The organism is Pyxidicoccus sp. M6, from assembly GCF_055568925.1.
The window spans coordinates 11,112,960-11,136,939 of sequence record NZ_CM145714.1; the positions used below are offsets into that span (position 1 = coordinate 11,112,960).

A 23,980-nucleotide genomic window follows, 5' to 3' on the forward strand; every position below is an offset into this window, starting at 1 on the left:
AGGGCCCGCAATCAGGGGCGATGCGAAATTCGATGCGACTTTTGAATCGCTCGGGCCCTTCCTCGCATGACCCTGACGCCACGAAGCGTGGGGGCCCTTTCGCGGGGCCCCCTGTCCCGATGTGCTCTTTTCGCTGTGAGCCTGCTGCTGCTTCCCGGCTGCCTCGGTGAGGCCTTCATGATTGCCCGGGCCGACAAGCGCAGCGGCAACGGTCCGTTCTACAACCAGATTCAAGGCATGCTCGACGAGGTTCGGCTCGGAAGAGCTCGCCCGCGTGGACAGGCTCACCTGGGGCTACGACTTTCAGGTGGAGGCCCACGAGTTGCTTGATGACCCCAAGCTCCGGAAGCGCGAGGTCTGGTCCACCCGCTCGAGTGCCTCCGAGCTCGATTCCATCGAGGTGGTCGACGTGGAGAAGGGCACGCGGAGCTCCTCGAGCCGCTCGCAGACGCCGCGGCGCTGCGGGTCCATACCTGAAGGGATGGAGAATGGCCGGATGCTCACCGTCTCCGTGCGCCCCCACCCGGGTGTGGAGCTGAGCACCGACCCGTACGTGCTCTTCTGGGTGCTGACGGATGACCAGGGCCAGGGTGACCTCCGCGGCCCGGGCGCCGTCGCGAGCAAGGGCGAGTAGCCTCAAGAGGCGGCGTACAGCTCCGGGTGCAGGAACGGCATGAGGGAGCAGGCCACCGGGCCTTGCCACATGTCCGCCCGGGTGAAGAGGCCGTTGGTGAGGATGCCCACCGCGCCGAGGCTCTTCTTGCTCTCGGTGCGGCCAGACACCTCGTCCATGACGGGCCCGAGCTCTTCTCCTCGCAGCGCCCGCGCGGCGACGGCGGGCGGCAGCGGGAAGCGCACGCCCCACGCCTGATTCTCGCGGCCATCGGCACAGACCACAGCCACGCAGTTGATGAGGTGCCCCTCGGCGTCCACGCCTCCCTCGAGGCCGAAGCCGAGCTGCGCGCCCTCCACCGCGGCGAGCGCCGCCCGAGCCCGGTTGCGAGCGCCCTCCGCCGTTTGCGGCTCGCCGATGGGTTGCTCCGGAACACCGCTGGGCACCTCGATGGCGACGATGCGGCAGCCGGGAAAGGCGCGCTCGCAGAGGGCGCGCACGGCGGAGGACTTGGCGGGGTTGGTCGAGCCGACGGCGATGGTGCGGAACATGGGCGGAAGGATTCGCGGCTCCCGTGGCTGGCGCCACACATTTCGAGCCCATGGAGCGCACGCCTCACTCGGAGGACGGGCTCCGGCGATAGCGCCCGGGGCTCATCCCGGTCCAGCGCTGGAAGGCGCGTCGAGTCCACGCGGCGCTGCCCCACGCGGAGCTCCACGTCATCGACGACGCCGGACACCGGCCCCACAACGAGCGCCCCAAAGCAGTGGCGCCGCTGCTCACTGCATTCGTCGCGAAACTTTCCGTCAGTGCCGCCCCGTCACATCGGCGGTGAGCGCCCCTGCTGATCACCGTTTCAGTGCCCGCGCAAACCCTGGCAGGTCACATGACCCGGTGTCTCGCTTCGGTCCTCCGCGATTGCGAGCGCCTCAACCGTGCCTTCATGCACGCGTCGCGGCATGGCCGTGGCGTGCAACCTCCCGCGTGCCCTGAAGTCCTCGCGTCGTGGCAACCCGCCGCGCTCTTCCATGAATCAACCCGGGCGCGCACCCGGGGCATTCTTGGAACCTGAATCAGGTTTCAACATCATCCCTTCCACTTCGGCGCGCCGCGAGAGCGTGCGAGCCATGGGAGGAATCATGCGCGAGACGCAGGCCTGGGTCCTTCACCGCGGGGAGCGAGGGCAGACAGTCCCAGGGGCACTGGTGGAGGAGTCCTTCTCCTTCCCGGACCCCGGTCCCGAGGACGTGGTAGCGGAGCCCATCTACGGCTGCTGGGAGGGCAACATGGGCCACGCCATCCAACGCGTGCCCGTGGACATCTGCCGGCTGCGCCGCGAGGACAAGGTCGTCCTCGGCAACGCGGGCGTAGTGCGCGTGGTGGAGACGGGAAGCAACGTCTCCCGCATCCGCCCCGGCGACGTCTGCCTCGTGTTCTGCAACGCGGAGGCGGACGAGCACGGCTACCCGGTGAAGGTGCTGGCCTACGACGCCAGCCGCACCATGGGCCTGCTCGCCCGCCGCACGCGGCTGCCGCAGCACGTGCTCATCCCCATCCCCGCCAACAGCCGCCACTCGCTGCGGCAGTGGGCGGCCTTCTCCCTGCGGTACATCACCGCGTGGTCCAACTGGCGGCTCGCCTGGGGCTGCTTCCGCCTCCAGGTCAGCGAGTCCGACTGCCCCGTCCCCTTCGTGGTCGGCTGGGGCGGCGGCGTGGCCTACGCGCAGCTCCTGCTCGCGCGCCAGGCGGGATGCCGCGTGGCCATGGTCGCCTCGCAGGAGGACCGGCTGCGGCACCTGAAGTCCGTGGGCATCATCCCGCTCGACAGGCGCGAGTTCCCCGACCTGATGCTGGACCCGGCCCGCTTCGCGGCGGACGCCGCGTACCGTCAGCGCTACACGCAGTCGGAGAAGCAGTTCCTCGCGCGGGTGAAGGAGGCCGGCCGGGGACAGGACGTCTCCATCTTCATCGACCACATCGGCGGCCCGCTCCTCCAGGCCAGCCTCAAGGCGCTGGGCCGCGAGGGCGTCATCACCTCCGCCGGGTGGAAGCTGGGCGCGGACCTCATGGAGCTCTCGCGCTCCACCGAGTGCACCAAGCGCCACCAGCACATCAACACCCACTACGCGCGCTTCTCCGAGGCCGTGGCCTCGGTGGGCTTCGCCGAGGAGGCGGGCTGGCTGCCCCCGGTGGACGGCGAGCGCGTCTACGCGTGGGAGGAAGTCCCGCAGCTCGCGCGTGACGTCGAAGAGGGGCGCGTCGCGTCCTACTTCCCGCTCTACCAGGTCAACCCCGAGCCGAGCGCTCCCGTCCGCCAGGAGGCCGCATGACGGAGAGCACGGTGGACGCGCTCGGCACGGCGCGGCGGAAGTTCAAGCACCAGTCGCAGGCCTTCGGCTTCACGCGGGTGCTGCTGGTGGACTTCATCACGATGACGTTCTCCCTCACGCCCGCGCTGGCGGCGTGGTGGTGCTTCGCGCTCTACCTGCGCTGGAGCTGGGAGCAGCCAGCCTTCGCGCTCTGGGCGCTGCTGGCGCCCGGAGTCCTGGCGGGCTCGTTCCTCGGGGTGTGCTGGTTCGTGCGCCTGTGCATCCCGAGGATGCGGCCGGGCACGTACAAGATGGAGATGTCCCGGGACTACCTGGCCTGGTTCATGACGCTGTGCCTGGGCCACTCGGTGCGCATCTCCGGGCTCCAGCCGTTCTTCTTCTCCTTCTACGTCACCAAGTACCTCTACTGGCGAGCCATGGGGGCGCGCATCGCGTACGGCGTCAACTCCTCCATCTTCGCGGTGCTGGCGGACTACCCGCTGCTGACCATCGGCAAGGGCTGCACGATGGGCGCGAATGTCCTCGTCATCGGCCACATGTTCCTCGGGGACAAGGTGATGCTGGGCGAGGTGAACATCGGCGACAACGTGTTCCTCGCGGCCGGCGCCGTGGTGGGGCCTCGCACCACCATCGGCTCGCGAAGCTGGATTGGGATGCACAACAAACTCCTGAAGGACTCGCTGCCCGAGGACTCGCGGCTGGAGAACTTCGAGTGGGAGCACTTCAACCCGGCCCGTAAGTCGGAGGCGCCGCCCGCCGAACCCCGTCCCGAGGAGCGCGCGTCATGAATGTGCTCGAGCCACGCCTGGGCATCCAGGTGCTGGGGCACGGCCGCGCGCTGCCGGGAGGGCGGCCCGTGTCCAACGCGGAGCTGTTGGCGCTGGACCCGGAGCAGCGGGGCCGCTCGCCCGAGTCGTTGGAGGCGCTGGGCCGGAAGGTGGCCTCGCGGCTGGGCTTCCACCAGCGCCACCTCGCGCGGCTGCCCGTGTTCGACGGAGCGCCCCCGCGCGAGGACGAGGAGACGAGCGAGTCGCTGGCACTGGCCGCCGCGAGGCAGGCCCTCGGCGGGCGGACCGGCGCGGAGGTGGAGGCCTTCATCCACGGCACGACGACGACGAGCCGCTACTCGGGCTCGCAGGCCGCGGCCATCCTGGGACGGCTGGGGAGCGACGCGTCCGCGTGGGAGCTGAAGGCGGGCTGCTCCACCTCGCTCGCCAGCCTGCACCTGGCCGTCGCACTGCTGGGCAGCGGCCATAGCAACGTGCTGGTGAGCTGCGCGGAGACGCTGTCCAAGGTGATGAACCCGGCCGTGAAGGAGACGTGGTTCATCCTCGCGGATGGCGGCGCCGCAGTGTGGCTGAAGCGCGAGTCCGTGTACCCCGACTTCGAGATACGCCGCTGTGTCTATTCCACCGATGGAAGCCTGGTGGACCTCTACACGGTGCCGGGGCGGCTGCCGCCGGACCGGGCCACGCTGGAGGCGGGCGGCTACGCCATGGTGGGTGACGGCACGCGGCTCCGCGAGGAAGCCCTGCGCCGGTATCTGGAGATGCTCGGCGCGATGTTCCCCGGCGGCCGGGGCGTGAAGGACATCCGGTGGGTGGTGGCCCATCAAATCAATCGCAAGCTCATCGAGCAGGTCTGCGAGGTGGGCGGGCTGGAAGCGCAGCTCGTGTGGAGCGCGGACCGCGTGGGCAACGTGGGCGGTGCGTCCGTCCTGTTCTCGCTGTCCGAGGCCATGGAGCAAGGCCTGTTCGCGCCCGGGGACCAGGTGCTCCTGATGAGCGTGGGCGGAGGCCTGTCCTTCGCGATGCAGCACTGGGTGAAGCGCTGACGAGGTGGGGTGAGGCATGGAGCTGGTCGAACGCATCGGCAATGCATTGCGCGCGGCGGGCATGGAGGACGTCCCCGCCAGCACGTCCGAGCCGCTGTCCGCCTACGGCATGGACAGCTTGATGATGGTGCTCACCGTGGCGGCGCTGGAGAAGGAGTTCTCGCTGCGCATCTCCGGCCGCGACTTCTCCGAGGCGGCCTTCAGCACGCTCGACTCGCTGACGGGTTGGGTGCGGAAGCTGGGCGCGTCATGAGGGTGCTCATCACCGGAGGCAGCTCGGACATCGGGCGCTCCATCGCCCGCCGCCGGCTGGCGCTGGGTGACGAAGTCTTCGTGACGGCCTCGTCGGCGGAGTCGCTGGAGGCGACGCTGGCCCGCTACCGAACGGAGGGGTTGGAGGCACGGGGACTGGTGTTGGATTTGTCGGCCCCAGCCACGGGTGAGGCAGCGCTCGCGGAATTGCTGGCACAGGGGCTCCAGGGATTGGTGCTGAATGCCTGGACGCGGCGGCCTCCGCTCTACCGCTTCCACGAATTGCCCCAGGAGGCGCTGGAGGCGGACGTCACCGCGAACCTGATGGGCAACCTCTGGCTGCTGCGCCGGGTGCTGCCGTCGATGGTGGAGGCGCGGTGGGGGCGCATCGTCTTCATCTCCAGCGTCTCCACCGTGAATGGCACGGGACGGTACGGCGCCTATGTCCTGTGCAAGTCCGCGCTGGAGGGGCTGATGCGCAACCTGGCGGTGGACTACGGCGAGTTCAACGTCCTCTCCAACACGGTGCGGCTGGGCATCTTCAAGACGGAGCGGACGAAGAAGTACTGGTCGAAGTCCCGCTACGTGGAGCGGATGGGCGGCGTCATTCCGCAGGGGACGCTGGGCGAGCCCGAGCACGTGGGCGAGGTGCTCGATTCGCTGCTGTCCCCACACCAGTACATCAACGGCGCGGTGCTGGACGTCACCGGCGGTCTGCCGATGTTCCGGCTGGAAGGAGTGTTGCGGACATGAGCTTTCTCAAACCCACGGAGCCGGTGTACCTGCTCGGCCCGAAGTCCTGGCTTCCCGAGCGCGTGGTGACGAACCAGGACGTGCTCGACTGGATGGGCACCCGCGCGCGGCCGAGCTGGATTACGCACCGCACGGGCGTGGAGCAGCGGCGCTGGGTGGAGGACGGACAGGCGTGCAGCGACGTGGCGTCCGCGGCGGCGCTGCGACTGCTGGAGGAGCGCGGCATCGACCGCAAGCGCATCGCCCAGGTGCTGCTGGCCACCGTCTCCGGTGACTTCCCTACTCCGCCCACGTCGCCGCTGATTCTCCCGCGACTGGGAATCGACCGGGTCGGCGTGTTGGATTTGAGCGCGGCGTGCGCGGGCTTCACCAGCGCCGTGCACGTGGGCGCGGCGCTCGCGTCGTCCACGGGCAGCGACCAACTGGTCATCGCCGCGGACATCCGCTCCAAGTTCCTCAACCGCGAGGACCTGGCGACGACGGCGCTGTTTGGAGACGGGAGCGCGAGCTGCCTCGTGTCCCGCAACCCCGAGGGGGCGGACTTCCAGTTCGTGGCGAGCGAGCTGGCGGCGGACGCATCCATGGCGGACATCATCGCCATCCGGGCGGGAGGCTCGCGGCTGCCGCACCACCGGAACGATGACCCCGCGAAGGTGTTCCTGAAGATGGAACATGGGGCCACGCTGTTCATGAAGGGTGTGGACAACATGTCCGCGGGCGCGGACTCGCTGCTGCGCCGGCTCGAGCTGAAGGTGTCGGACATCGACTGGATTGTCCCGCACCAGGCCAACCTGCACCTGATGCGGGCGATAACGGAGAAGCTGGGCGCGGACCCGGCTCGGGTGGTGGAGACGGTGCGCTTCACGGGCAACACGTCGGGCGCCAGCGTGGGCATTGCCCTCGCGCACCTGAAGGAGCAGCTCCCGCTGAAGCCCGGGCAGCGCGTCCTCCTCGTCTCGGCGGGAGCCGGCGGCGCCTCGGCCTGCGCGCTGCTGCACAGCCTATGAGCACCACGTACGCCTTCACACAGGCCGACTCCACCGTGGCCCTCACGCTGGGTGGCGAGTCGTTGTCGTTCGCAGCCCTTCGCGACGACGTCGAAGCACGCAAGCGGCGTCTCGGTGGACTGCCGCCCGGCATCGCCATCCTGAGTGCACACCGGAGCCGCGCGTTCGTCGCGAGCTTCCTCGCGCTCTACGAGGCGGGAGTCCCTCTGGCCGTATTCGCTCCGGAGTGGACCGCCGTGGAGGTAGAGGCCCGACGGGAGGGACTGGGCTGCTGCTTCGAGCTGGACGACGCGCTCTCCGTCACCTGGCACAGTGAGGCCGAGGTGCCAAAGCACCACCCGGAGACAGCGGTCGTGCTGTTCACCTCCGGCAGCACGGGAGCGCCACGTGCCGTGCAACTCTCGCGGAGGAACATCGAGGCGAACGTGGCCGCCGTACGGAGCTCGTTGGACTTCGACTCCGTGCCGGCGCAGACGCTGTTCCTTCCGCTGTCGTATTCGTTTGGCCTGCTGGGCCAGCTCCTGCCCGCGCTGGCGGTGGGCATCCCCACGGTGTTGCTGGGCAATCTGGTGGAGCTGAAGGCGCTGCTCGACGAGGGGCGGCTGGTGGGGATGCTCAGCGGCGTCCCTTCCCATTACGAAACGCTGCTGCGCCTGATGGGAGACGGACCACTGCGCACGCAGGAGGTGACGCACGTCGTCTCCGCGGGCGCGGCGCTGGGCCTGCCGCTCCGTCAGCGACTGCTGCAAGCCTTTCCCAACAGCCACGTGTACACGAACTATGGCCAGACGGAGCTGTCCCCGCGCGTGCTGTGCCTGCGCAGCGACCACTCCGCGTTCCTGAGCAACGCCACCGGTTACCCGGTGGGCAACCTCGCCGTGAAGCTCACCGCCGAGGGCGAGCTGTGCGTTCGGGGAGACCAGTTGATGCTGGGCTACCTCGGCGCGCCCGAGGCCACGCGCGAGAAGGTGGAGGACGGGTGGCTGCGGACCGGAGACCTCGCGGAGCTTGGCTCGGACGGCTTGGTGACGCTGCTGGGCCGCAATGACGACCTGCTCAAGGTGGGCGGCGAGCGATTGAGCCCCTTCGAGATTGAAGCGGCCCTGCGCGAGCTGCCCGGAGTGGAGGACGCCGCGGTGTGGGGACGGGAGGACTCGCTCTACGGCACCACGCTTACGGCCTTCCTCCAGCTCCGGCCCGGAGCGACGTGCGCTCCTCGGCGCGAGCTGCGGCAGGTGCTGGGCCGCAGGCTGTCCACGCACAAGGTGCCCACCGACTTCTACCGGGTGGAGCATCTCCCACGGACGCCGAATGGAAAGCTACAGCGCGCCCGCTTGTCAGAGTCCCTGCGCCCGGAGCTTCGCATCGGCTGAGCGGCAAAAATGTAAGCAACCGATTTAATTATCGCGCCACGAACCGTCCTTCCTCACATCTCCTCCGACCTCGTGCTCGCCCCCGCCGGGCCCGGGGGGAATGCAAGTTGAGTACATAAGCTTTTACTTTCATTCTGGAGGTCATGAATCAGACCATTCTCAAGACCGCTTCGATGAAGGCCGCCGTCGTACACACCCTGGGGCAGCCGCCCCGCTGCGACGCGTTCCCCGAGCCCATTCCCGCAGCGGGAGAGGTCCTCGTGAACGTCCATGCGGCCGGGCTCCATCAACTGGTGAGGACGATTGTCCGCGGCGCCCATCTCGCGAGTACCGGCGAGCTCCCGTTCGTCGCCGGGGTGGATGGTGTGGGGAGACTCGAAGACGGCACCCGCGTCTATTTTGGGCTCCCTCGCTTCCCCCACGGAACCATGGCCGAGCGGAGCGTCGTCCCTCGTGAGATGTGCTTTCCGCTTCCCGAGGGACTGGATGACGTGACGGTCGCGGGCGTCATGAACCCCGGGCTGTCCTCATGGCTCGCGCTCACCTGGCGTGCCCGGCTCGTCCCCGGAGAGACCGTCCTCATCCTGGGAGCGACCGGCATCGCGGGGCAGCTCGCGGTGCAGGTGGCCAGGCAGCTCGGAGCGGGGCGCATCATCGCGGCGGGGCGGAACGCGGAAGTGTTGCAGGCACTTCGCCAGCAAGGCGCCGATGCAGTCCTCCGCCTCGACCAGCCAGACGAGGAACTGGGCCGAGCGCTGGCGCGCGAGGCCGGGGATACGGGCATCGACATCATCCTCGACTATCTCTGGGGTCATCCCACCGAAGTGGTGCTTTCGGCCCTCGCCCAGAAACGCTCGGGTCATTCGGCACTCGTTCGGGGCTCCAGCGCGCGCCCCATCCGCCTCGTCGAGGTCGGCGAGAGCGCGGGCGCGACCGCCTCGTTCCGTGCCGCCGTGCTGCGCGGCGTGGACATCACCCTCTGCGGCAGTGGCGGTGGCAGCATCCCCGTCGCGCGCTTCATCGAGGCCATTCCCGCGTTCCTCGGCCAACTTGCGCTGGGTAGGCTCCGGATTGGCGTCGATGCGGTTCGGCTCGAAGAGGTGGAAGACGCCTGGGGGAGAAGCCACCGAGGCCGGCGAATGGTCGTCGTCCCCTGACGTCCCGGCCCCTGCCCTCACCAACGTCTCCAGGCCCGCTCTCGTGTGGGGGAGCACGGCGCCGCAACAGGTCCCGCTCTGGGAGTAGGCTCACGCAGGCGGAGCACCCGCCACCCTCCTCACGAGACCTTCATGACGTCTGGCAACCTGAACCCGGCACGGCTTCCCCTGGGCACACGCGTGGGGTCATGGCGCGTGCTGGAGCGACGGGGATGCGGCGTCTACGGCGCCGTCTATCGCGCTATCGCGGCGGAGGGGCACCGGGGGTCCGTGGCCATCAAGCTGGCACTGCGTCCTCGGGATGAGCGGTTCGCACGAGAGGTGGAGCTGCTCTCACGCCTCCATCATCCGAACGTTCCTCGTCTCGTAGGACATGGGGAATGGCAGGACCGGGCCGGCACGGCATACCCGTACCTCGTCATGGAGTGTGTCGACGGAGCGCCGCTCTATTACTGGGCGACGGAGCAACTGCCCACCTCCCGGCAGGTGCTCTCATGCCTCGCCAGTCTCGCGCGGGCCCTGGAGGCCACTCATTCCGCAGGGGGCGTCCACAGGGATGTGAAAGGCGACAACATCCTTGTGAGGGATGGAGATGGTCAGGTCTTCCTGACCGACTTCGGCTCCGGCCACTACATGGGCGCCGCCACCATGACCTGGCCGCCGTTTCCTCCCGGAACGCCGGCATACCGTTCACCGGAGGCGTGGCGCTCCGTGCTGCGCCCCGGCCTCGACCCGGCCGTGCCCTACGCGCCCGGACCGGCGGATGACGTCTTCGCATTGGGCGTCACCGCGTACCGGCTGGTGACCGGCGAATATCCTCCCGAGCAGGGACTGGCGGGTGAGGGAGCCCGCCTGTGGCGGCTGGCGAGCCCGAGCCAGTTCTCTCCACGAGTCCTCAATGGACGCTGCTGTGTGGAGCTGGATGCCCTCGTTTCCCGGATGCTCTCCGTGAGTCCGGAGGCGCGTGGCAGCGCACGCGAGCTGGCCGAGGCGCTGGAGCAGGCAGCGCGCGAGGCCGGGCCGGAGGCGGATGCGCCTCTCTTCACATCGGAAGAGGTCCGGCCCGCCTCGTCGCGTGGCCGAGGCAACCCGAACGAAGCCCGGCCCGTCAACGTGAGTGCATCCTGGCGGCGCGCCTCCTTCCGCCGCCGACGCGGCCCGGAAGAAGCTCGACCCTACGAGTTGGGTGCATCCTCGCGGCGCGCCCCGTTCCGGAGTCGAGGCGGGAGCAGGAGACGTTGGAGCATCACGGCCGCTGCGGGAGTCCCACTGGTGGCGCTGGGAATCGCGTGGCTGCTGAGCATGTGGCCCGGACACGCCCCCATCTCGGCAACCGAGGAGGCGAAGGACGGCGGCACCGTTGCCGTCGGTGACTCGGCCCTGACGGAACCCCTGCCATCCACCGTGCCGCCGTCCGCGTGGTCGACCATTGCCCTGGGCATGCCACCCAAGCCCTTCCCGGGACAACTGCGGCCGGATGCCAACGGTCGGTGCCCGCGCAAGGGGCAGGTGCCCATCAATGGCGGCTGCTGGCTGAAGCTGGCCCTCGCCCCCAAGGACTGTGACGAGAGCGGCTATGTGTACGAGGACGCGTGCTATGTGGCCGTCTTCCCGTCCACTCGTCCTCCCACTTCTGGCCCGGCGGAGTGAGTGAAGATCGTCGGGCGATACGATGCAGCCGTCCCCACCACCGAGCCATCGCCTGGCTTCCTCGCACGAGTCCCGAGAATCATGCCGAACCGAAAACCTACCCCGGGCCGCATGCGTGCCCTTGCCCTGGTAACTCCTGCCTGGCTCTTCACAAGTTGCGCCAGCATCCCATGTTCGGACTCGGAAACTTGCTGCGTGCAGACCCACCCTGGCAACCCCGAGGCCTGCGGCCTTTCCGCATCCGAGGCTGCTGCCATCCTGGGTGGCATGGCGGGCGCAAAGCTGGCCACCTCCGCCATGAGTGAAGATGACCCAGATGAAGGTTGGAAGCAGCACTGGAGCAGCCTGAATGCCCGACCCACGCAATTGGGATGCAATCCGGAACCTGAATCACCGCATCACCAATCTAGGGCAACCCTTCTCGGTGACGGATGAGATTGAGACCCTCCTGCGCGACACGGGGAAGGACGTAGCCATTGCTCCAGAAGTGGTTGAGCGAGCACTCCAGAGCGATGCGAGCGCCGCCGAACTGCTGAAGGAGATTGCGACGCGCATCCGCGTAGGTTCGCGACGCCTATCACGTGCCATGAGCGAAGCAGACCAGCGCAAGGAGGCGGGTGACCTGGCGAGCGCGCGGAGGGTGCTGCAAGACGTGCTCGATGTGGAGGCCGTGCCACACTACCGGGAAATCACCCAGACGTACCTCGATGCGCTGGACGACGCGGATTGACGGCGCGCGGACGCCTCCAGCATGGTGTCGCGGCCGGAGCAACGCGGATGAAGCTCGGCCCGCCCACGTGAACGTATCGACGCGGCCCATCTCGTTCTGAAACCAGGACTACTGTCCCTGACAGGTCCGAAGCTGGTTAGGTTGGCGTCATGCCTCCCAGCACCATGCCCCCTGCCCTCGCTTCGCGCGTCAGTCACGACTCGCGCCATCCCGAGCTCACGCCCGAGCGGCTGGCCCGGTTCGAGCGAGGCCTTCCGAATCCGCTGCCCGCCGACTTCCGGGAGGTGCTCGTCCACTACAACGGCGCGTTCCTGGGAGCATGTGACACCGGGCTCCGCGACGGCCTGGAGCGGGAGGTGCAAATCGACGAGCTCCACGGCCTGCACGACAAGGGATGGCTCCAGCTCGAATACGGGAACGAGAACATCCCATCCGACGTGCTGGTCTTCGCGAACCAGCGGGGCAGCATCAACCGCTTCGGCGTGCAGCTCGCGGACCGGCCGGACTCCCCCCGGGGAACCGTCTGGTTCTTCGACAGCGACGCGCCGAGCGAGACCGAGGACCTCTTCGTGCCGCGTCAATGCGCGGAGTCCTTCAGCGCGTTCCTCGCCCGGCTCTCGCCTCTCCCGGAAGCCGCAGTGGAACCCATGCCCGAGGCGCCGGACTCTCCCTGGAGCCATCCCGAGGCTCTCGAGAAGGTCCCCGCCGACACGCCCACTCCCGCGAAGCCACTTGTCCTGGCCGGGCATGGACATGCGATTGAAGGCGCGCATATCGACGTCCATGTCAGTACGTGGCTCCCAGACCTGACGGCCCGCGAGTACCGCTACCAGCCGGACCGCGCCACGGTGATGTACTCGCTGGAAGTCCACGTCGACGAGCACTCCAACGAAGATGGCCAGCCAGCCCCCTACGCCTCGAACGTCCCGGTCGCCGAGGCGAGCGGAGGTCGGCACCCGACGCTCGCGGAGTGGCCGACGCTCGTCGTCGGTCCGGAAGGTGACTGGGACGCGTGGTACGGCAACGACGCGCCGAGCCTGCACGACAACCGGCTGACGGTACTGGAACGCACAGGCGCGGACCTGAAGCTGCGCTGGGAAGCGCGCTATTCACAGTACGGCCACGACTTCGCCTTCGTATTCGAGGGCCCGGTCCGGCTCGCGGGAATCCGCTTCGATGTGAAGACTCCCGAGGACATCGACCGGGTACTCGCCTCGGCGTTCGGTGGCGGCCACCAGCCCGGGGAATGGACGCGGAACGTCGGTGAGCGCCAGGACCGGGGAGCGCACGTTCCCGAGGACTGGCGCTACGTCTTCCCCGTCACGCTCGTGCCCCGGGTGCCCTGAGCCGGGTCTCGCGGACGTGGGACAGCAGTTCTCCTCGCGGCTTCACTCGGCCCCGAGCCAGCAGGCCACCGGGCGGACGAGCCGCCGCACCTGAAGGAGCCAGCGCCCGGACATAGCGTTGAGCCATGCCTGACTGGTTCCACGCTCCGGACCTCTGGATTGCGCGGCTCGTGCTCCAACGCGGCATCGGGCTCTGCTACCTCAGTGCCTTCCTCGTCGCGCTGGAGCAGTTCCGGCCGCTGCTCGGCGAGCACGGTCTCCTGCCCGTCCCTCGCTACCTCGCCCAGAGGCGCTTCTGGGAGGCGCCGAGCCTCTTTCACTGGCGCTACTCCGACCGCCTGCTCGTCGGCATCTCGCTCGTGGGCATCCTCCTGTCGCTCGCCGTCGTGCTGGGAGTGCCCGACTCATGGCCGGTGCCCCTCACCGTCGCGACGTGGCTCGTGCTGTGGGCGCTCTACCTCTCCATCGTCAATGTCGGGCAGACCTTCTACTCCTTCGGCTGGGAGTCGCTCCTGCTCGAGGCCGGCTTCCTCGCCGCGTTCCTCGGCCCGGCCTGGAGCGCCGTGCCCGCCCCGCTCCTCTGGCTCTTCCGGTGGCTGCTGTTCCGCGTCGAGTTCGGCGCCGGGCTCATCAAGATGCGCGGCGACGCGTGCTGGAGGGACCTCACCTGCCTCGACTACCACCACGAGACGCAGCCGATGCCCAACCCGCTCTCCTGGTACTTCCACCACCTGCCCAAGCCGCTGCACCGGCTCGAGGTCCTCGGGAGCCACTTCGCCCAGCTCGTCGCGCCGTTCCTGCTCTTCTTCCCGCAGCCCATCGCCACCTTCGCGGGACTGTTCATGGCGCTCACCCAGTCGTGGCTCGTGCTGAGCGGCAACTACTCGTGGCTCAACTTCATCACCATCATCCTCGCGGCCTCCGCCCTGGATGATGGCGTGCTCGGGCACGTGCTGCCGCTGGAGCGGCCCGACACAACAGGGGTCCCCTGGCACGACTGGCTCGTGCTCGCGGTGTCCGTGCTCCTCGCCGTGCTCTCCTACCGGCCCGCGCGCAACCTCTTCTCCGAGCGGCAACTGATGAACGCGAGCTTCGACCCGTTCCGCCTCGTGAACACCTACGGCGCCTTCGGCAGCGTCACCCGTGAGCGCTTCGAGGTCGTCGTCGAGGGCACGAATGACGAGCGCCTCACGCCGGACACGGAGTGGCGGGAGTACGAGTTCCGGGGCAAGCCCACGGACCCGAAGCGGCGCCCGCCGCAATGGGCGCCGTACCACCTGCGGCTCGACTGGCTGATGTGGTTCGCCGCGCTCTCGCCGGCCTATGCGCAGCGGTGGTTCGTGCCCTTCCTGGAGAGGCTCCTGCAAGGCGACGCGGCCACGCTCCGGCTGCTGCGGCGCAATCCCTTCCCAGAGCACCCGCCCCGCGTGATTCGCGCCGTCCTGTATCGCTACCGTTTCACCACCTGGAAAGAGCGGCGCGACACGGGTGCATGGTGGGAGCGCACACGCGTGAGCGACTACCTCCCACCCATGATGCTTACTGACTGACATCTGTTACTGAGAGGATGGATGGGAAGAATGCGCCGTCGTGGCGCGAGGCGTGTCCCCCATGCGAGGCCTCGTGCCTCGTGCCGTCCCCTCCATCCCCCTCGACAACATGAATCGCACCCTCATGAAGACCGTGTGCAGGCCTGGCCTCCTCCTGTTCTGCGTCGCGCTGGGCTGCGCGCCCTCCGAGCCGAACACGCCGGACACCGCCGCCTCGGACATCCCGGATGCCGTCGCGTCCCAGGCACTCACCGAGCTCGTCTCCAACGGCACTTTCAACGCGGGCACCTGGTCGCCGTGGTGGCAGGGCGCCAACACGCAGCTCAGCGTGGAGAACGCGCTGCTCCGAGCGAATGTCACCGGCGGCACGGCGAACCCGTGGGACGCGCTCTTCGGTCAGGACGCCATTCCCCTCAACAACGCCCAGGCCTATACGCTGGCCTTCACCGCCTCGTCGTCCACGCCTGTCACGGTGCGCGTCACCGTGCAGCTCGGCGTTTCGCCGTACACCGCGCCGCTGGACCAGAACATCTCCCTCACGACCACGGCCCAGCGCTTCACGTTCCCCTTCACCTCCAACATCACCACCACGCAGGGGCAGGTCACCTTCCAGCTCGGTGGCAAGGGCGCGTTCACCTTCCGCGTCGACGACGTGTCCCTCACCACGGGAAGCAGCACCGGCTCGGGGCCGCTGGGCATGACGAGCGGTTTCTACGTGGACCCGAACTCCAACCCGGCCAGCTGGGTGAGGAACAACGGCGGCGACAGCCGCGCGGCGAGCATCCAGTCCTCCATCGCCAGCAAGCCGATGGCGCGCTGGTTCGGCAACTGGAGCGGTGACATCACCAGCGCGGTGTCCAGCTTCGTCGGCGCGGCGGACACGGCGGACAAGCTGCCGGTGCTGGTGGCCTACAACATCCCGGCCCGCGACTGCGGCAGCCACTCCGCGGGGGGCGCGGGGAGCCCGGACGCGTACCGCGCATGGATTTCCGCCTTCGCGGCGGCCATTGGCAGCCGGCCCGCGGTGGTGGTGCTCGAGCCGGACGCCGTCGCCCAGCTCGACTGCCTCCCCAACGACACCGAGCGCCAGACGCGCCTGGGCCTGCTGCGCTACGCCACCGAGCAGTTCCGCGACAAGGCGCCGAACACGTGGGCCTACCTGGACGGCGGCAACGCCACGTGGATTGCCGCGGACACCATGGCGCAGCGGCTGGAGTCGGCCGGCGTGCGCAACATCCGCGGCTTCTCCATCAACGTGTCCAACTACCTCACCACGGCCCAGTCCACGTCCTACGGCGGCGCCATCAACTCGTCGCTGTCCAGCCGCTACGGCTACACGAAGGCCTTCGTGGTGGACACCAGCCGCAACGGCAATGGCTCCAACGGCGAGTGGTGCAACCCCGCCGGGCGCAAGCTGGGCGTGACGTCGCAGACCGGCGGCGGCGCCGAGCTGCTGCTGTGGGTCAAGGTGCCGGGGGATTCCGACGGTCAGTGCGGAATCGCTCCCAACACGCCCGCGGGCCAGTTCGACCCGAACCTGGCCACCCGCCTCATCAACGGGACCTGAGCATCTCCGACCGCAGCCACAGGCGGCTCGCGAGCGACGCCACGCCCCACCACACGGCGGCCCACAAGACTGCAACCAGGGCCCACCCGAGCCACGACGGTGGGGCCCAGCCTCCCGACTGGGCCATCCCGTAGACGGGGAGGCCCAGGGCGTTCAGCACCATGAGCGGCGCGTAGACGGCGCCGCCCACGGCGGGGGCGATGGCCTCGGGAGGACGGGCCGTCGCGAGCGCGTGCAGCGTCACCAGCGCGCCCCACAGGACCCAGCGAATCGTCGAAGTCGAGCTCATGAGAGAAGTCTCCCGGGGCGGGCCCGTGTGAGGGCCTGCCCCGTCGGGCTCAGCGCAGGTACACGTCCACGTAGTCGACGACGTCCTCGCAGGGGTTGTTCATCTCCTTCATGCGCCAGTACTTGCGCTTGCCGGTGATGCGGAAGGTGAAGCGGCCCTCGCGGGGACAGGCCTTGCCCCCGGCGATGTAGTCCACCTGCGTCTCCACCTTGCCCACGAGCACGAACGACTTCGCGTCCACGCGCTCGATGACGCCCTCCACCGTGACGTAGTTGCCCTTGTCGCCCCGCTGCTCTGCCTTGAGCTTCAGGAGGCCGTCCTCCTCGGTGACCTGGGCCTTGCCCCGCTTACCGCCCTCGTCGAGCCACTGGAGCGTCACGCCATGCTCGCCGAGGAGCTGCTCCTTCGCCTTGGCGTCATTGATTTGCGTCTTCGTGGGCGCGGGCGCGCTCTCGGCGGCCCATGTTCGCGAAGCAGAGGACAGCGCGCACACCAGCACCCAGGTGAACAAGACAGAGCGGTTCATGTCCTCATCCTACGCTCCCCGCCCGTGCCTGGGCGCCGGCTTCGCGCTCCGCGCTAACGCGCCGAATCGCCAGCGACGGGCGGAGACTCGTCGTGCTTCTTCGTATCGAAGTGGCTCCACAGCATCAGGTCGCCCGCCTGCACCGCGACGAGGATGCGCTGGTTGACGATGTAGCCGGCGCTGTCCGGACGGACCACGGAGCTGGTGACGAACTGCTCGGGCACCGAGCGCTGCGAGATGTCATCGACGGTAGTCGGCCGGGGACGGGACATGCCAACCGGCGGGGAAGCGGCCTTCGCCGCCCGACCCACCACCCGCCCGTCCGCTCGGGCGGTCGAGGCACGCACCAGCCCCCGCGTTCGCCATCACAACGGAGGCATGGGCGACTCGACCCCTCGGAAACAGTGGATTACGCAAAGGACCTGGCCATGGGACTCATGGATAAGTTGAAGAGCGCGGCCCATTCGGTGTCGGGTGGCGCTGCCCGCGTCTCCCTCGAATATGAACCCAGCGTGGCGCTTCCCGGAGACGTCCTCTCCGTGCGCGTCACCGCCACCTCCACCGGCGCGCCGGTGAAGTCCGGTGGCGTCTTCGTGGACCTGCGCGCGGTCGAGACGGTGCAGGTGCCCGTCAGCTCGAACCAACAGATGGGCAACAACTCACGCGTCAGCTTCGAGCAGGAGGTCCCCATCGCTCCGGCGTTTACGCTCGGTGCCAACGAGACGAAGGTGTTCGAGGGCCAGGTGCGCCTGCCCACCAACGTCCAGCCCTCGTTCCAGGGCTATTACGCGCGGCACGAGTGGTCCACCCGAGGCCGCGTCGAGGTGACGGGCAATGACCCCGACTCGGGCTTCATGACGCTCCGGGTGGGCACGAAGGGCTGACGCCCCTGTCGCCGGTGGACCCACACGAGGCGTCCACGAAGTTCCCCCACTGGGAGGAAACTCCCGAAGCGGAGCCGCGATAATCCGTGAGGATGTCCCCGCCCATGTCCCGGAGGGCCGCATGAGCATCACCCGCGCAGCGGATAGCGCCGTCCTTGCCGGCCTCGCTGCCAGCCAGAACCTGAGCGCGCTCGAGGAGAAGGCGCTCAGTGGCCTTTCCGGTCCGGACCGTGAGCGCGCCCATGCGCAGTTGATGCTCCAGAAGCAGCAGGAGACCGTGGCCTACATCACGAAGATCCTGAAGGACTCCGGGGCCATGGACGTCATCGGCAACATCAAGTAGCGCGGCCGCTTCGCCGGCATCCGCCACTTCTGGATGACCTTCTGGCCCGGGAAGCGCCCCGGGCCCACGCCCAGGCTCAGTCGCCGCAGGAGACCTTCAGCTTCTCCACGGACGCTGTCTTGCCCTCCTTGCGCACCGTGAGCTTCGCCACCTTGCTCGTGACCATCACGGCCTCGGCGGTGAGCGCCCCAGTGGCGTCGGCGTACTGGATGCTGTCACCCTTCTTCTCGAGGCCGGACAGGTTGGCGTCCGCACGGGCCGGCTTGAGCTCGACGACCTTCCCATCCACCCGCACCACGGCCTTCTCGAGGTCGTCGAGCAGGTAGACCGAGCTCCCCTTCTCCAACGTGCAGCCCGCGCCCGCGTGGTCCGTCAGGTCCTGCTCCGTGAGGGGCTTCACCGCGAGCCCCGACGCACCAGCCTTGCCCGCGGCCAGCGAGGGCCCACTCAACGCCACCAACGACAACACCGCCAGACGCGCCACGACGTTCCGCATGATGTCTCCCACAGGTTGATGTCCCATCACACTGTCAGAGGGCAGTCCTCGCATGCAGTCATTGCAGACGCCCTGCTCGATATACGACGCGGCTCCCGTCCCCTCCAGACTCATGGCCCCTCACTACAACTGAGACAGAGATTGCATGAACAAAGGAAACAGGCTCGCCGCCCGCCAGAAGAAGTCCGGCCGGGTCCGCGGCCAAGCCATCGGGCCGCGACGCGTAGGATGGTAGCGTTCCAGGTTGAGAGCCAGGGGAGGCATGCATGGACCCAGACAGGGACTCGACGATTCGGCGCGAGGCCGCCGTGCACCTCGAGCTCCTGGGAGTCCCACGGGTTTCCAACGCGCGGACCGGCCACAAACATCTGGACCGAAGGACCGCCGCGCTCCTGGCGTACCTGGCACTCGAAGGGCCCTGCGCGAGGTGGAAACTGGCGGGCCTGTTGTGGCCTGAATCCACCGAAGCCACGGCCCGGAGCAACCTCCGGCAGTTGCTGCACCGGCTGCGCGAGGCAACGGGGAGCGAGTGTGTGGAGGGGGGAGAGCCACTCCGGCTGCGCGAGGACTTCTCGGTGGACGTGCTCCTGCTGAAGGCGGCATTTTCAGCGAAGGACTACGCGAAGGCCGCGGCGTTCAACGGAGTGCTGCTCAGTGGCTCGACCTATGACGACTGCGAGGAACTCGAGGCCTGGCTGAGCGTTCAACGTGAGCAGGTTCAGCGGATGCAGACTCGCTCCCTGGAGCAGCAGTCCCTCCGCCTGGAGCAGGAAGGGCAACTGGGGGATGCCCTGGAGAGCGCGCAGCGGTTCCTGGACCGAGCCCCGACATCCGAAGAGGCCTGCCGCCGGGTGATGCGGCTGCACTTCATGCTGAGGGACAGCGCAGCGGCCCTGCAGGTCTACCAGCGATTCCAGGAGACCCTGCGGCGCGAGCTGGATGTCGGGCCTTCGGAGGAGACGCGCCCGCCCGTTCTCGCAGGCCGGGAACAGGCGTGGGCTGAAATCGAGGCTGCCGCCGACGCGCGGAAATTCATCTTCATCACAGGGGCTCCCGGGATTGGGAAGTCGCGGCTGGCGGCCGACTTCGCCAGGTCGAGAGGACGATTCGTCCTCCTCCATGCAAGGCCTGGAGACTTCCACGTTCCGTACGCGACGCACGCCCGGAGTCTTCGGACACTCCTGGCGCTGGCCCCCTCATACCGCATGGCTCCCTGGGTCCGGCGCGAGCTCTCCCGGTTCATGCCAGAGCTGGAAGAAGAGCCGCTGCCCCTGCCTCCTCCCCCGGAGGACAAGGTGAGGTTCTTGAGCGCCACCGCCACGGCCGCTCGTGAGCTGTGCAAGGACGTTGACGCGGTCATCTTCGATGATGGGCAGTACATCGACCCGGCAAGCTTCGAGCTTGGCACCTACGTTCAAGAGGCGCTCTTCGCTTCCGAACGAGCGCCTCTCATCATCAACAGCTTCCGTACCGAGGAGCTTGCCCCCGCCATACAGGAAAACATCCACCGGCTCGACGAGTCGGGGCTTGGCAGGAACATCCAGCTCTCTTCCCTGGGGCCTGCCGCGGTCCGCGAGCTCATCGACGGGATGAACGTCCCCGCGCTCGGGAAGGCGGCGGAGGAGATTGGCGCCTATACCGGGGGCAATCCGCTGTTCATCGTGGAGACCGCCAAGCACCTTCTCGAGTCAGGCGACTTCGACGGAACGATTCCCACGTCCATGCCAGCCCCCGGGCGGGTGGGGCCGGTGATTGAGCGTCGCCTGAGCCGCCTGTCAGCCGAGTCCCTCCAGCTCGCACGTGCCATCGCGGTGGCGCAGACGGACTTCAGCCCGGAGCTGGCCGCGGAGCTGCTGGATGTTCCGCTGACACGACTGGCGACTCCATGGAGGGAGCTGGAGCAGGCCCACATCCTGAAGGGGAGTTGGTTCACCCATGACCTGCTGGCCGCGACCCTGTTGAGCGGGACGCCCGAGCCCCTGCGGCAGGCCCTTGCTCGGAAGATTTCCTTGTCCCGCCAGCGCACGCGGTGATGTCCGCTCGACAGGGCCATCGCTTCCCTACAAGGCCGACAGCTCAATCGAGCGAAGCACCTGCCATGGACTGCCCATGGACTGCTCGATGAGACAGATTGTGTTGAAAGTGATTGGCGGCAGGTTGCGCAGACCCGCGGCGCGCTCCAACGAGTTGCCCGGGGCCCGTGGGTTGCGGGGATGAGCGAGCGTGATGTGGGGCCGTTGCGCCGCGAGGTCCACGGCCCCAAGTATCGCCTGGCGCAGAGAACGAAAGTCCTCGAGTCCCTCGATATGGAGGGGCACTCCCCGGGCAACTGCTCCTGATGCACATGAGGCAGAGCACCCACGGCGCTCCGTCTCGCGCAGCCATCACCGTTTTCTTACAAAGAAGGCCCACCTGCGACGGCGATAACGACGCGGAGCTCCTCGCCAAAGCGCGTCAAAAGCTTGCGGTACACACAATACCCGCAAAGCGGGAATACACTTGCGCTCTGAGCAGACGCGGCCGTACTCTGTGTCTGCGCTCTGACAGTACAGTTGCCTTACGGATTTCCGAGCCAGTCCGACGTCATTCGCTGTCCTTCATCGAAAAGGATGCTCGTATGCCGGATGCTTCCACGGTGCTCGCAACGGTCGACAACACCGCGATCAAGATCGAGCAGGCGCTGTACAAGCTGTACACGGCCGTCTCCAGCCAGAGCTTCAAGGACATTCTCAAGCAGCTCCCGACGGTCATCCTGAACGCGGTGCAGACCACGCTGAGCAACGTGCTCGACTCGGTCGCGGGCGTGGTGAAGCAATTGACCGACCCGAAGGTGCTCAACGGCATCAAGGATGTCATCACGGCGGGCCGTGACGTGGTCGCCTCCACGCTGGACCTGCTGCCGGCGAGCGCCCAGAGCTTCGCGGAGACGGCGAAGCGCTTCCTCAACGTCATCGTCGACTTCGTGAACGCGGGAATCGACCACATCGTGGCCATCGTCGACCTGCTCATGAAGGTCATCGGCGCGCTCGCGGGCAAGACCGAGGCCCTGGCGGCCGAGACGCTCGCCGCCCTGAAGAAGTCGGGTCTGGCGCTCGCCGCCGCCTGAGCGCGCGGGTGCCGAAGGGAGCCCCGTCTGGCAGCCGCGGGACTCCTCCGTCCTCCCACGAAGATTGAAGAAGACCGCGTCCCTCCAAGGGGTGCGCGAGCGCCGTTCGTGCGCGCGGTCCGGGGAACCTGCCCCCTGAGCAGGGGCGTCCACCCCCTCGTCCACGAGGGTACGGAGAGCGTATGGCCAGTGGCCTCATCATTCCGGGTGTCCAGGTAACGGTGGTCAAGGAAGTGCTGCCCCAGCAGCTCGCGCCGTCCGGAGTGCTGGGGCTCATCGGCTTCACCGAGAGGGCCGAGCTGACCGAGCAGAACGAGCTCAAGGTCACCCGGGCGGGGAACTGGTCCCGCTACGTCGAGCTCCTGGGCCGCGGCAGCGCCTACAGCCTTCCCGAGGCGCGGCAGGCGCTCGACAACGGCGTCTCGGAGCTGGTCATCTCGCCACTCCCCGCGAACGCAGGGGCCGTCGCTCGCGCGACCCTCGCCGGAGACGAGAGCAAGGCCAAGGCCTTCCGGGCCCTGCTGGACAAGGAGGTCCGCGACGCCACCGCCCTGGCGGAGGACGCCAAGAAGAAGTGGGACGCGCTCAAGGCCGCCACGGGAGCTGACCCCTCGGAGGTCGAGGCAGCGGGGGACAGGTACACGGCGGCCAAGGCGCGCCAGGATGCGGCGACCGCGGCCCAGAAGGCCGGCTCGGACATCACCAACGACAAGGCGGGCCTCCCCGTCCAGGCGCGCGCGCCGGGGCCGTGGGCCAACGGCCTCATCGTCCGCGTCGCGTACCGCGACAACATCGACCAGTCCCTCTCCTTCGACCTGCAGGTGCTGCGCCGGGTCGCGGGCCGCGAGGAGCTCCTGGAGGTGTACCGCGGCCAGACGCTCGCCACGTTCGCCCCCACGCTGAAGGGCTCGTCCTTCGTGAAGGTGGATGAGTCGAAGGCCAGCGGGTGGCCCAAGGCGGGTGAGGCCACCCTCGCGGGCGGGCAGGACGCGAGCGTCGCGGACTACGCCGCCGCGCTGGACAGGCTCCGCGACGAGGCGGACGTGGACATGGTGCTCGCCGCCGTCCAGGACTTCTCGGACCTGACGAAGGTGACCCGCGTCTACGGCGCCGTCATCAGCCACTGCAACGCCTTGAGCGACGAGTGCAAGGGTCGCATCGGGTTTGGCCAGGTGCCGAGAACGGGCGCCTCGGACACGCACGCGCAGCTCGCGAGCAACCTGGTGAGCGACCGGTTCGTGCTGGTGGCGCCCAATGGTGTGGTGGGCGCGGTGGCGGGACTGGTGGGCAACCTCCCCTACTTCCACTCGCCCACCTTCAAGCGGCTCTCGGGGCTGGCCGACCTGCCCCCCATCTCCACGGAGGACCAGAAGGCCCTGCTCCGGGGCAACGTGGTCCCCGTGGTGCTGGAGCGCGGACGCGGCACCATCGTGCTCCGGGGGCTCACCACCGACGGCGACCAGATCAACGTCCGCCGCGTGGCGGACCGGGCCGTGCGCATGCTGAAGATGATTGGCGACCTCTTCATCGGCTTGCTGAACAACGCCGACGGACGCACCGCCCTCAAGCAGAAGCTGGTGGAGGCCCTGGTGCAGATGGAGAAGGACGGGGCCATCGTCCCGTCCACGGACGGCAAGGACCCCTCCTTCAAGGTGGAGGTCTACTCCTCGCAGGCCGACTTCGCGCTGGGCATCGTCCGCGTGAACATGGCCGTGAGGCCCGTGCGCGCCATCGACTACATCTACGCGACCATCACGGTCCAGGTTTGATGAGGAATCACGCTGATGCCAACGGTCTTCTCCGCCAACCGTAGCAGCGTCCTCGTCGACGGTAATCCCGTCGAAGGACTCCAGTCCCTCGTCTTCCGCGTCGTCACCGAGCGCGAGGACATCCGTGCCATCGGCTCGAACGAGCGGGTGGACGTCATCTTCGGCCTGCGCACCGTGCACGGCGAGCTCGTCATCCGCTCGGCCCACATCGCGCTCGACAAGCTGCTGCAGGACCGCGCGAAGTTCCAGCTCGTGGCGAGCCTGAAGCGCACCGAGGGCACCGACGACACGCGCACGCTGTCGTTCGATGACTGCTTCGTGGAAGGCAAGGCCTTCCAGCTCGACGCGCATGGCAGCGCGGCCACGACCTACGCCTTCACCGCCACGCGGGTCCGCGAGGAGTAA

The 23,980-nt window shown here is 68.2% G+C and carries 25 protein-coding genes; 20 read left to right on the plus strand and 5 right to left on the minus strand.

Going from position 1 to position 23,980, the window contains the following annotated elements:
* Positions 1 to 274 precede the first annotated feature (274 nt).
* Positions 275 to 634 carry a hypothetical protein gene (locus ACVTJA_RS43530; RefSeq protein WP_465829578.1) on the plus strand — a complete coding sequence of 120 codons (360 nt, stop codon included), beginning with the start codon at positions 275 to 277 and terminating at the stop codon, positions 632 to 634.
* A 2-nt stretch (positions 635 to 636) separates the two neighbouring features.
* Here ACVTJA_RS43530 and yjjX read toward each other — a convergent pair whose 3' ends face one another.
* Positions 637 to 1,164, minus strand: a complete 528-nt coding sequence (gene yjjX, locus ACVTJA_RS43535; protein ID WP_465829579.1) for an inosine/xanthosine triphosphatase — start codon at positions 1,162 to 1,164, stop codon at positions 637 to 639.
* Positions 1,165 to 1,752: 588 nt separating this feature from the next.
* On the opposite strand from yjjX, the gene ACVTJA_RS43540 reads away from it, so the two are divergent.
* From ACVTJA_RS43540 to ACVTJA_RS43600, 13 genes are all read left to right on the plus strand, one after another.
* Positions 1,753 to 2,943, plus strand: coding sequence for a hypothetical protein (locus tag ACVTJA_RS43540; RefSeq protein ID WP_465829580.1), 1,191 nt, complete (start codon positions 1,753 to 1,755; stop codon positions 2,941 to 2,943).
* Complete coding sequence (locus ACVTJA_RS43545) at positions 2,940 to 3,731, plus strand: hypothetical protein (protein WP_465829582.1); 792 nt, start codon at positions 2,940 to 2,942, stop codon at positions 3,729 to 3,731. Before ACVTJA_RS43540 ends, ACVTJA_RS43545 begins: the two co-directional genes overlap by 4 nt.
* On the plus strand, positions 3,728 to 4,777 hold the full coding sequence (locus ACVTJA_RS43550) for a 3-oxoacyl-ACP synthase III family protein (RefSeq protein ID WP_465829583.1): 1,050 nt from the start codon (positions 3,728 to 3,730) through the stop codon (positions 4,775 to 4,777). The genes ACVTJA_RS43545 and ACVTJA_RS43550 overlap by 4 nt, the downstream gene beginning before the upstream one ends.
* 16 nt (positions 4,778 to 4,793) lie before the next feature.
* A complete protein-coding gene (locus ACVTJA_RS43555; RefSeq protein WP_465829585.1) occupies positions 4,794 to 5,030 on the plus strand; it encodes an acyl carrier protein in 237 nt (78 codons plus the stop codon).
* Positions 5,027 to 5,782 carry an SDR family NAD(P)-dependent oxidoreductase gene (locus ACVTJA_RS43560; protein ID WP_465829587.1) on the plus strand — a complete coding sequence of 252 codons (756 nt, stop codon included), beginning with the start codon at positions 5,027 to 5,029 and terminating at the stop codon, positions 5,780 to 5,782. The genes ACVTJA_RS43555 and ACVTJA_RS43560 overlap by 4 nt, the downstream gene beginning before the upstream one ends.
* Complete coding sequence (locus ACVTJA_RS43565; protein ID WP_465829588.1) at positions 5,779 to 6,789, plus strand: 3-oxoacyl-ACP synthase III family protein; 1,011 nt, start codon at positions 5,779 to 5,781, stop codon at positions 6,787 to 6,789. The genes ACVTJA_RS43560 and ACVTJA_RS43565 overlap by 4 nt, the downstream gene beginning before the upstream one ends.
* Positions 6,786 to 8,162 carry a class I adenylate-forming enzyme family protein gene (locus tag ACVTJA_RS43570; protein ID WP_465829590.1) on the plus strand — a complete coding sequence of 459 codons (1,377 nt, stop codon included), beginning with the start codon at positions 6,786 to 6,788 and terminating at the stop codon, positions 8,160 to 8,162. Before ACVTJA_RS43565 ends, ACVTJA_RS43570 begins: the two co-directional genes overlap by 4 nt.
* 143 nt (positions 8,163 to 8,305) lie before the next feature.
* Positions 8,306 to 9,319: a quinone oxidoreductase family protein gene (locus ACVTJA_RS43575; RefSeq protein ID WP_465829592.1), complete on the plus strand. Its 1,014-nt coding sequence runs from the start codon at positions 8,306 to 8,308 to the stop codon at positions 9,317 to 9,319.
* Positions 9,320 to 9,451: 132 nt separating this feature from the next.
* Positions 9,452 to 10,969, plus strand: coding sequence for a serine/threonine protein kinase (locus tag ACVTJA_RS43580; protein ID WP_465829594.1), 1,518 nt, complete (start codon positions 9,452 to 9,454; stop codon positions 10,967 to 10,969).
* 349 nt (positions 10,970 to 11,318) lie between these two features.
* A complete protein-coding gene (locus ACVTJA_RS43585; protein ID WP_465829595.1) occupies positions 11,319 to 11,699 on the plus strand; it encodes a DUSAM domain-containing protein in 381 nt (126 codons plus the stop codon).
* A gap of 149 nt (positions 11,700 to 11,848) precedes the next feature.
* A complete protein-coding gene (locus tag ACVTJA_RS43590; protein WP_465829597.1) occupies positions 11,849 to 13,045 on the plus strand; it encodes an SMI1/KNR4 family protein in 1,197 nt (398 codons plus the stop codon).
* Positions 13,046 to 13,170: 125 nt separating this feature from the next.
* On the plus strand, positions 13,171 to 14,595 hold the full coding sequence (locus ACVTJA_RS43595) for a lipase maturation factor family protein (RefSeq protein ID WP_465829599.1): 1,425 nt from the start codon (positions 13,171 to 13,173) through the stop codon (positions 14,593 to 14,595).
* A gap of 124 nt (positions 14,596 to 14,719) precedes the next feature.
* A complete protein-coding gene (locus ACVTJA_RS43600) occupies positions 14,720 to 16,162 on the plus strand; it encodes a glycoside hydrolase family 6 protein (protein WP_465829600.1) in 1,443 nt (480 codons plus the stop codon).
* On the opposite strand, the gene ACVTJA_RS43605 is transcribed toward ACVTJA_RS43600, so the two are convergent.
* The 3 genes from ACVTJA_RS43605 to ACVTJA_RS43615 are packed head-to-tail and all read right to left on the minus strand — an operon-like array spanning position 16,149 to position 17,249.
* Positions 16,149 to 16,451 (minus strand): hypothetical protein, encoded by a 303-nt coding sequence (locus ACVTJA_RS43605; RefSeq protein WP_465829601.1) that lies wholly within the window; start codon positions 16,449 to 16,451, stop codon positions 16,149 to 16,151. The two genes, ACVTJA_RS43600 and ACVTJA_RS43605, sit on opposite strands and share 14 nt — an antisense overlap.
* Before the next feature lie 49 nt (positions 16,452 to 16,500).
* On the minus strand, positions 16,501 to 16,977 hold the full coding sequence (locus ACVTJA_RS43610; protein ID WP_465829603.1) for a hypothetical protein: 477 nt from the start codon (positions 16,975 to 16,977) through the stop codon (positions 16,501 to 16,503).
* A gap of 53 nt (positions 16,978 to 17,030) precedes the next feature.
* Positions 17,031 to 17,249: a hypothetical protein gene (locus ACVTJA_RS43615; RefSeq protein ID WP_465829605.1), complete on the minus strand. Its 219-nt coding sequence runs from the start codon at positions 17,247 to 17,249 to the stop codon at positions 17,031 to 17,033.
* 156 nt (positions 17,250 to 17,405) lie between these two features.
* Between ACVTJA_RS43615 and ACVTJA_RS43620 the strand changes: the two genes are divergently transcribed.
* Together ACVTJA_RS43620 and ACVTJA_RS43625 are read left to right on the plus strand one after the other, a co-directional pair.
* Positions 17,406 to 17,861, plus strand: coding sequence for a hypothetical protein (locus tag ACVTJA_RS43620; protein WP_465829606.1), 456 nt, complete (start codon positions 17,406 to 17,408; stop codon positions 17,859 to 17,861).
* A gap of 121 nt (positions 17,862 to 17,982) precedes the next feature.
* Entirely contained in the window at positions 17,983 to 18,204 is a 222-nt protein-coding gene (locus ACVTJA_RS43625; RefSeq protein ID WP_465829608.1) for a hypothetical protein, read from the plus strand.
* A gap of 76 nt (positions 18,205 to 18,280) precedes the next feature.
* Here the strand turns inward: ACVTJA_RS43625 and ACVTJA_RS43630 are convergent, their stop codons facing one another.
* Entirely contained in the window at positions 18,281 to 18,700 is a 420-nt protein-coding gene (locus tag ACVTJA_RS43630) for a hypothetical protein (RefSeq protein ID WP_465829610.1), read from the minus strand.
* Between the two features lie 266 nt (positions 18,701 to 18,966).
* On the opposite strand from ACVTJA_RS43630, the gene ACVTJA_RS43635 reads away from it, so the two are divergent.
* The 4 genes from ACVTJA_RS43635 to ACVTJA_RS43650 all read left to right on the plus strand — a co-directional run bounded on the left by ACVTJA_RS43635 (position 18,967) and on the right by ACVTJA_RS43650 (position 23,980).
* Positions 18,967 to 20,733, plus strand: coding sequence for an AfsR/SARP family transcriptional regulator (locus tag ACVTJA_RS43635; protein WP_465829611.1), 1,767 nt, complete (start codon positions 18,967 to 18,969; stop codon positions 20,731 to 20,733).
* A 584-nt stretch (positions 20,734 to 21,317) separates the two neighbouring features.
* Positions 21,318 to 21,806, plus strand: coding sequence for a hypothetical protein (locus tag ACVTJA_RS43640; RefSeq protein ID WP_465829613.1), 489 nt, complete (start codon positions 21,318 to 21,320; stop codon positions 21,804 to 21,806).
* Between the two features lie 182 nt (positions 21,807 to 21,988).
* Positions 21,989 to 23,575: a phage tail sheath protein gene (locus tag ACVTJA_RS43645; RefSeq protein ID WP_465829614.1), complete on the plus strand. Its 1,587-nt coding sequence runs from the start codon at positions 21,989 to 21,991 to the stop codon at positions 23,573 to 23,575.
* A gap of 15 nt (positions 23,576 to 23,590) precedes the next feature.
* Positions 23,591 to 23,980, plus strand: a complete 390-nt coding sequence (locus ACVTJA_RS43650) for a hypothetical protein (protein ID WP_465829615.1) — start codon at positions 23,591 to 23,593, stop codon at positions 23,978 to 23,980.

Excerpts from the sequence above, each read along its gene's own strand:
- yjjX (WP_465829579.1), bottom strand. The coding sequence starts at position 1,164 with ATGTTCCGCACCATCGCCGTCGGCTCGACCAACCCCGCCAAGTCCTCC.
- ACVTJA_RS43540 (WP_465829580.1), top strand. The coding sequence starts at position 1,753 with ATGCGCGAGACGCAGGCCTGGGTCCTTCACCGCGGGGAGCGAGGGCAG.
- ACVTJA_RS43545 (WP_465829582.1), top strand. The coding sequence starts at position 2,940 with ATGACGGAGAGCACGGTGGACGCGCTCGGCACGGCGCGGCGGAAGTTC.
- ACVTJA_RS43550 (WP_465829583.1), top strand. The coding sequence starts at position 3,728 with ATGAATGTGCTCGAGCCACGCCTGGGCATCCAGGTGCTGGGGCACGGC.
- ACVTJA_RS43555 (WP_465829585.1), top strand. The coding sequence starts at position 4,794 with ATGGAGCTGGTCGAACGCATCGGCAATGCATTGCGCGCGGCGGGCATG.
- ACVTJA_RS43560 (WP_465829587.1), top strand. The coding sequence starts at position 5,027 with ATGAGGGTGCTCATCACCGGAGGCAGCTCGGACATCGGGCGCTCCATC.
- ACVTJA_RS43565 (WP_465829588.1), top strand. The coding sequence starts at position 5,779 with ATGAGCTTTCTCAAACCCACGGAGCCGGTGTACCTGCTCGGCCCGAAG.
- ACVTJA_RS43570 (WP_465829590.1), top strand. The coding sequence starts at position 6,786 with ATGAGCACCACGTACGCCTTCACACAGGCCGACTCCACCGTGGCCCTC.
- ACVTJA_RS43575 (WP_465829592.1), top strand. The coding sequence starts at position 8,306 with ATGAATCAGACCATTCTCAAGACCGCTTCGATGAAGGCCGCCGTCGTA.
- ACVTJA_RS43580 (WP_465829594.1), top strand. The coding sequence starts at position 9,452 with ATGACGTCTGGCAACCTGAACCCGGCACGGCTTCCCCTGGGCACACGC.
- ACVTJA_RS43585 (WP_465829595.1), top strand. The coding sequence starts at position 11,319 with ATGCCCGACCCACGCAATTGGGATGCAATCCGGAACCTGAATCACCGC.
- ACVTJA_RS43590 (WP_465829597.1), top strand. The coding sequence starts at position 11,849 with ATGCCTCCCAGCACCATGCCCCCTGCCCTCGCTTCGCGCGTCAGTCAC.
- ACVTJA_RS43595 (WP_465829599.1), top strand. The coding sequence starts at position 13,171 with ATGCCTGACTGGTTCCACGCTCCGGACCTCTGGATTGCGCGGCTCGTG.
- ACVTJA_RS43600 (WP_465829600.1), top strand. The coding sequence starts at position 14,720 with ATGAAGACCGTGTGCAGGCCTGGCCTCCTCCTGTTCTGCGTCGCGCTG.
- ACVTJA_RS43605 (WP_465829601.1), bottom strand. The coding sequence starts at position 16,451 with ATGAGCTCGACTTCGACGATTCGCTGGGTCCTGTGGGGCGCGCTGGTG.
- ACVTJA_RS43610 (WP_465829603.1), bottom strand. The coding sequence starts at position 16,977 with ATGAACCGCTCTGTCTTGTTCACCTGGGTGCTGGTGTGCGCGCTGTCC.
- ACVTJA_RS43615 (WP_465829605.1), bottom strand. The coding sequence starts at position 17,249 with ATGTCCCGTCCCCGGCCGACTACCGTCGATGACATCTCGCAGCGCTCG.
- ACVTJA_RS43620 (WP_465829606.1), top strand. The coding sequence starts at position 17,406 with ATGGGACTCATGGATAAGTTGAAGAGCGCGGCCCATTCGGTGTCGGGT.
- ACVTJA_RS43625 (WP_465829608.1), top strand. The coding sequence starts at position 17,983 with ATGAGCATCACCCGCGCAGCGGATAGCGCCGTCCTTGCCGGCCTCGCT.
- ACVTJA_RS43630 (WP_465829610.1), bottom strand. The coding sequence starts at position 18,700 with ATGCGGAACGTCGTGGCGCGTCTGGCGGTGTTGTCGTTGGTGGCGTTG.
- ACVTJA_RS43635 (WP_465829611.1), top strand. The coding sequence starts at position 18,967 with ATGGACCCAGACAGGGACTCGACGATTCGGCGCGAGGCCGCCGTGCAC.
- ACVTJA_RS43640 (WP_465829613.1), top strand. The coding sequence starts at position 21,318 with ATGCCGGATGCTTCCACGGTGCTCGCAACGGTCGACAACACCGCGATC.
- ACVTJA_RS43645 (WP_465829614.1), top strand. The coding sequence starts at position 21,989 with ATGGCCAGTGGCCTCATCATTCCGGGTGTCCAGGTAACGGTGGTCAAG.
- ACVTJA_RS43650 (WP_465829615.1), top strand. The coding sequence starts at position 23,591 with ATGCCAACGGTCTTCTCCGCCAACCGTAGCAGCGTCCTCGTCGACGGT.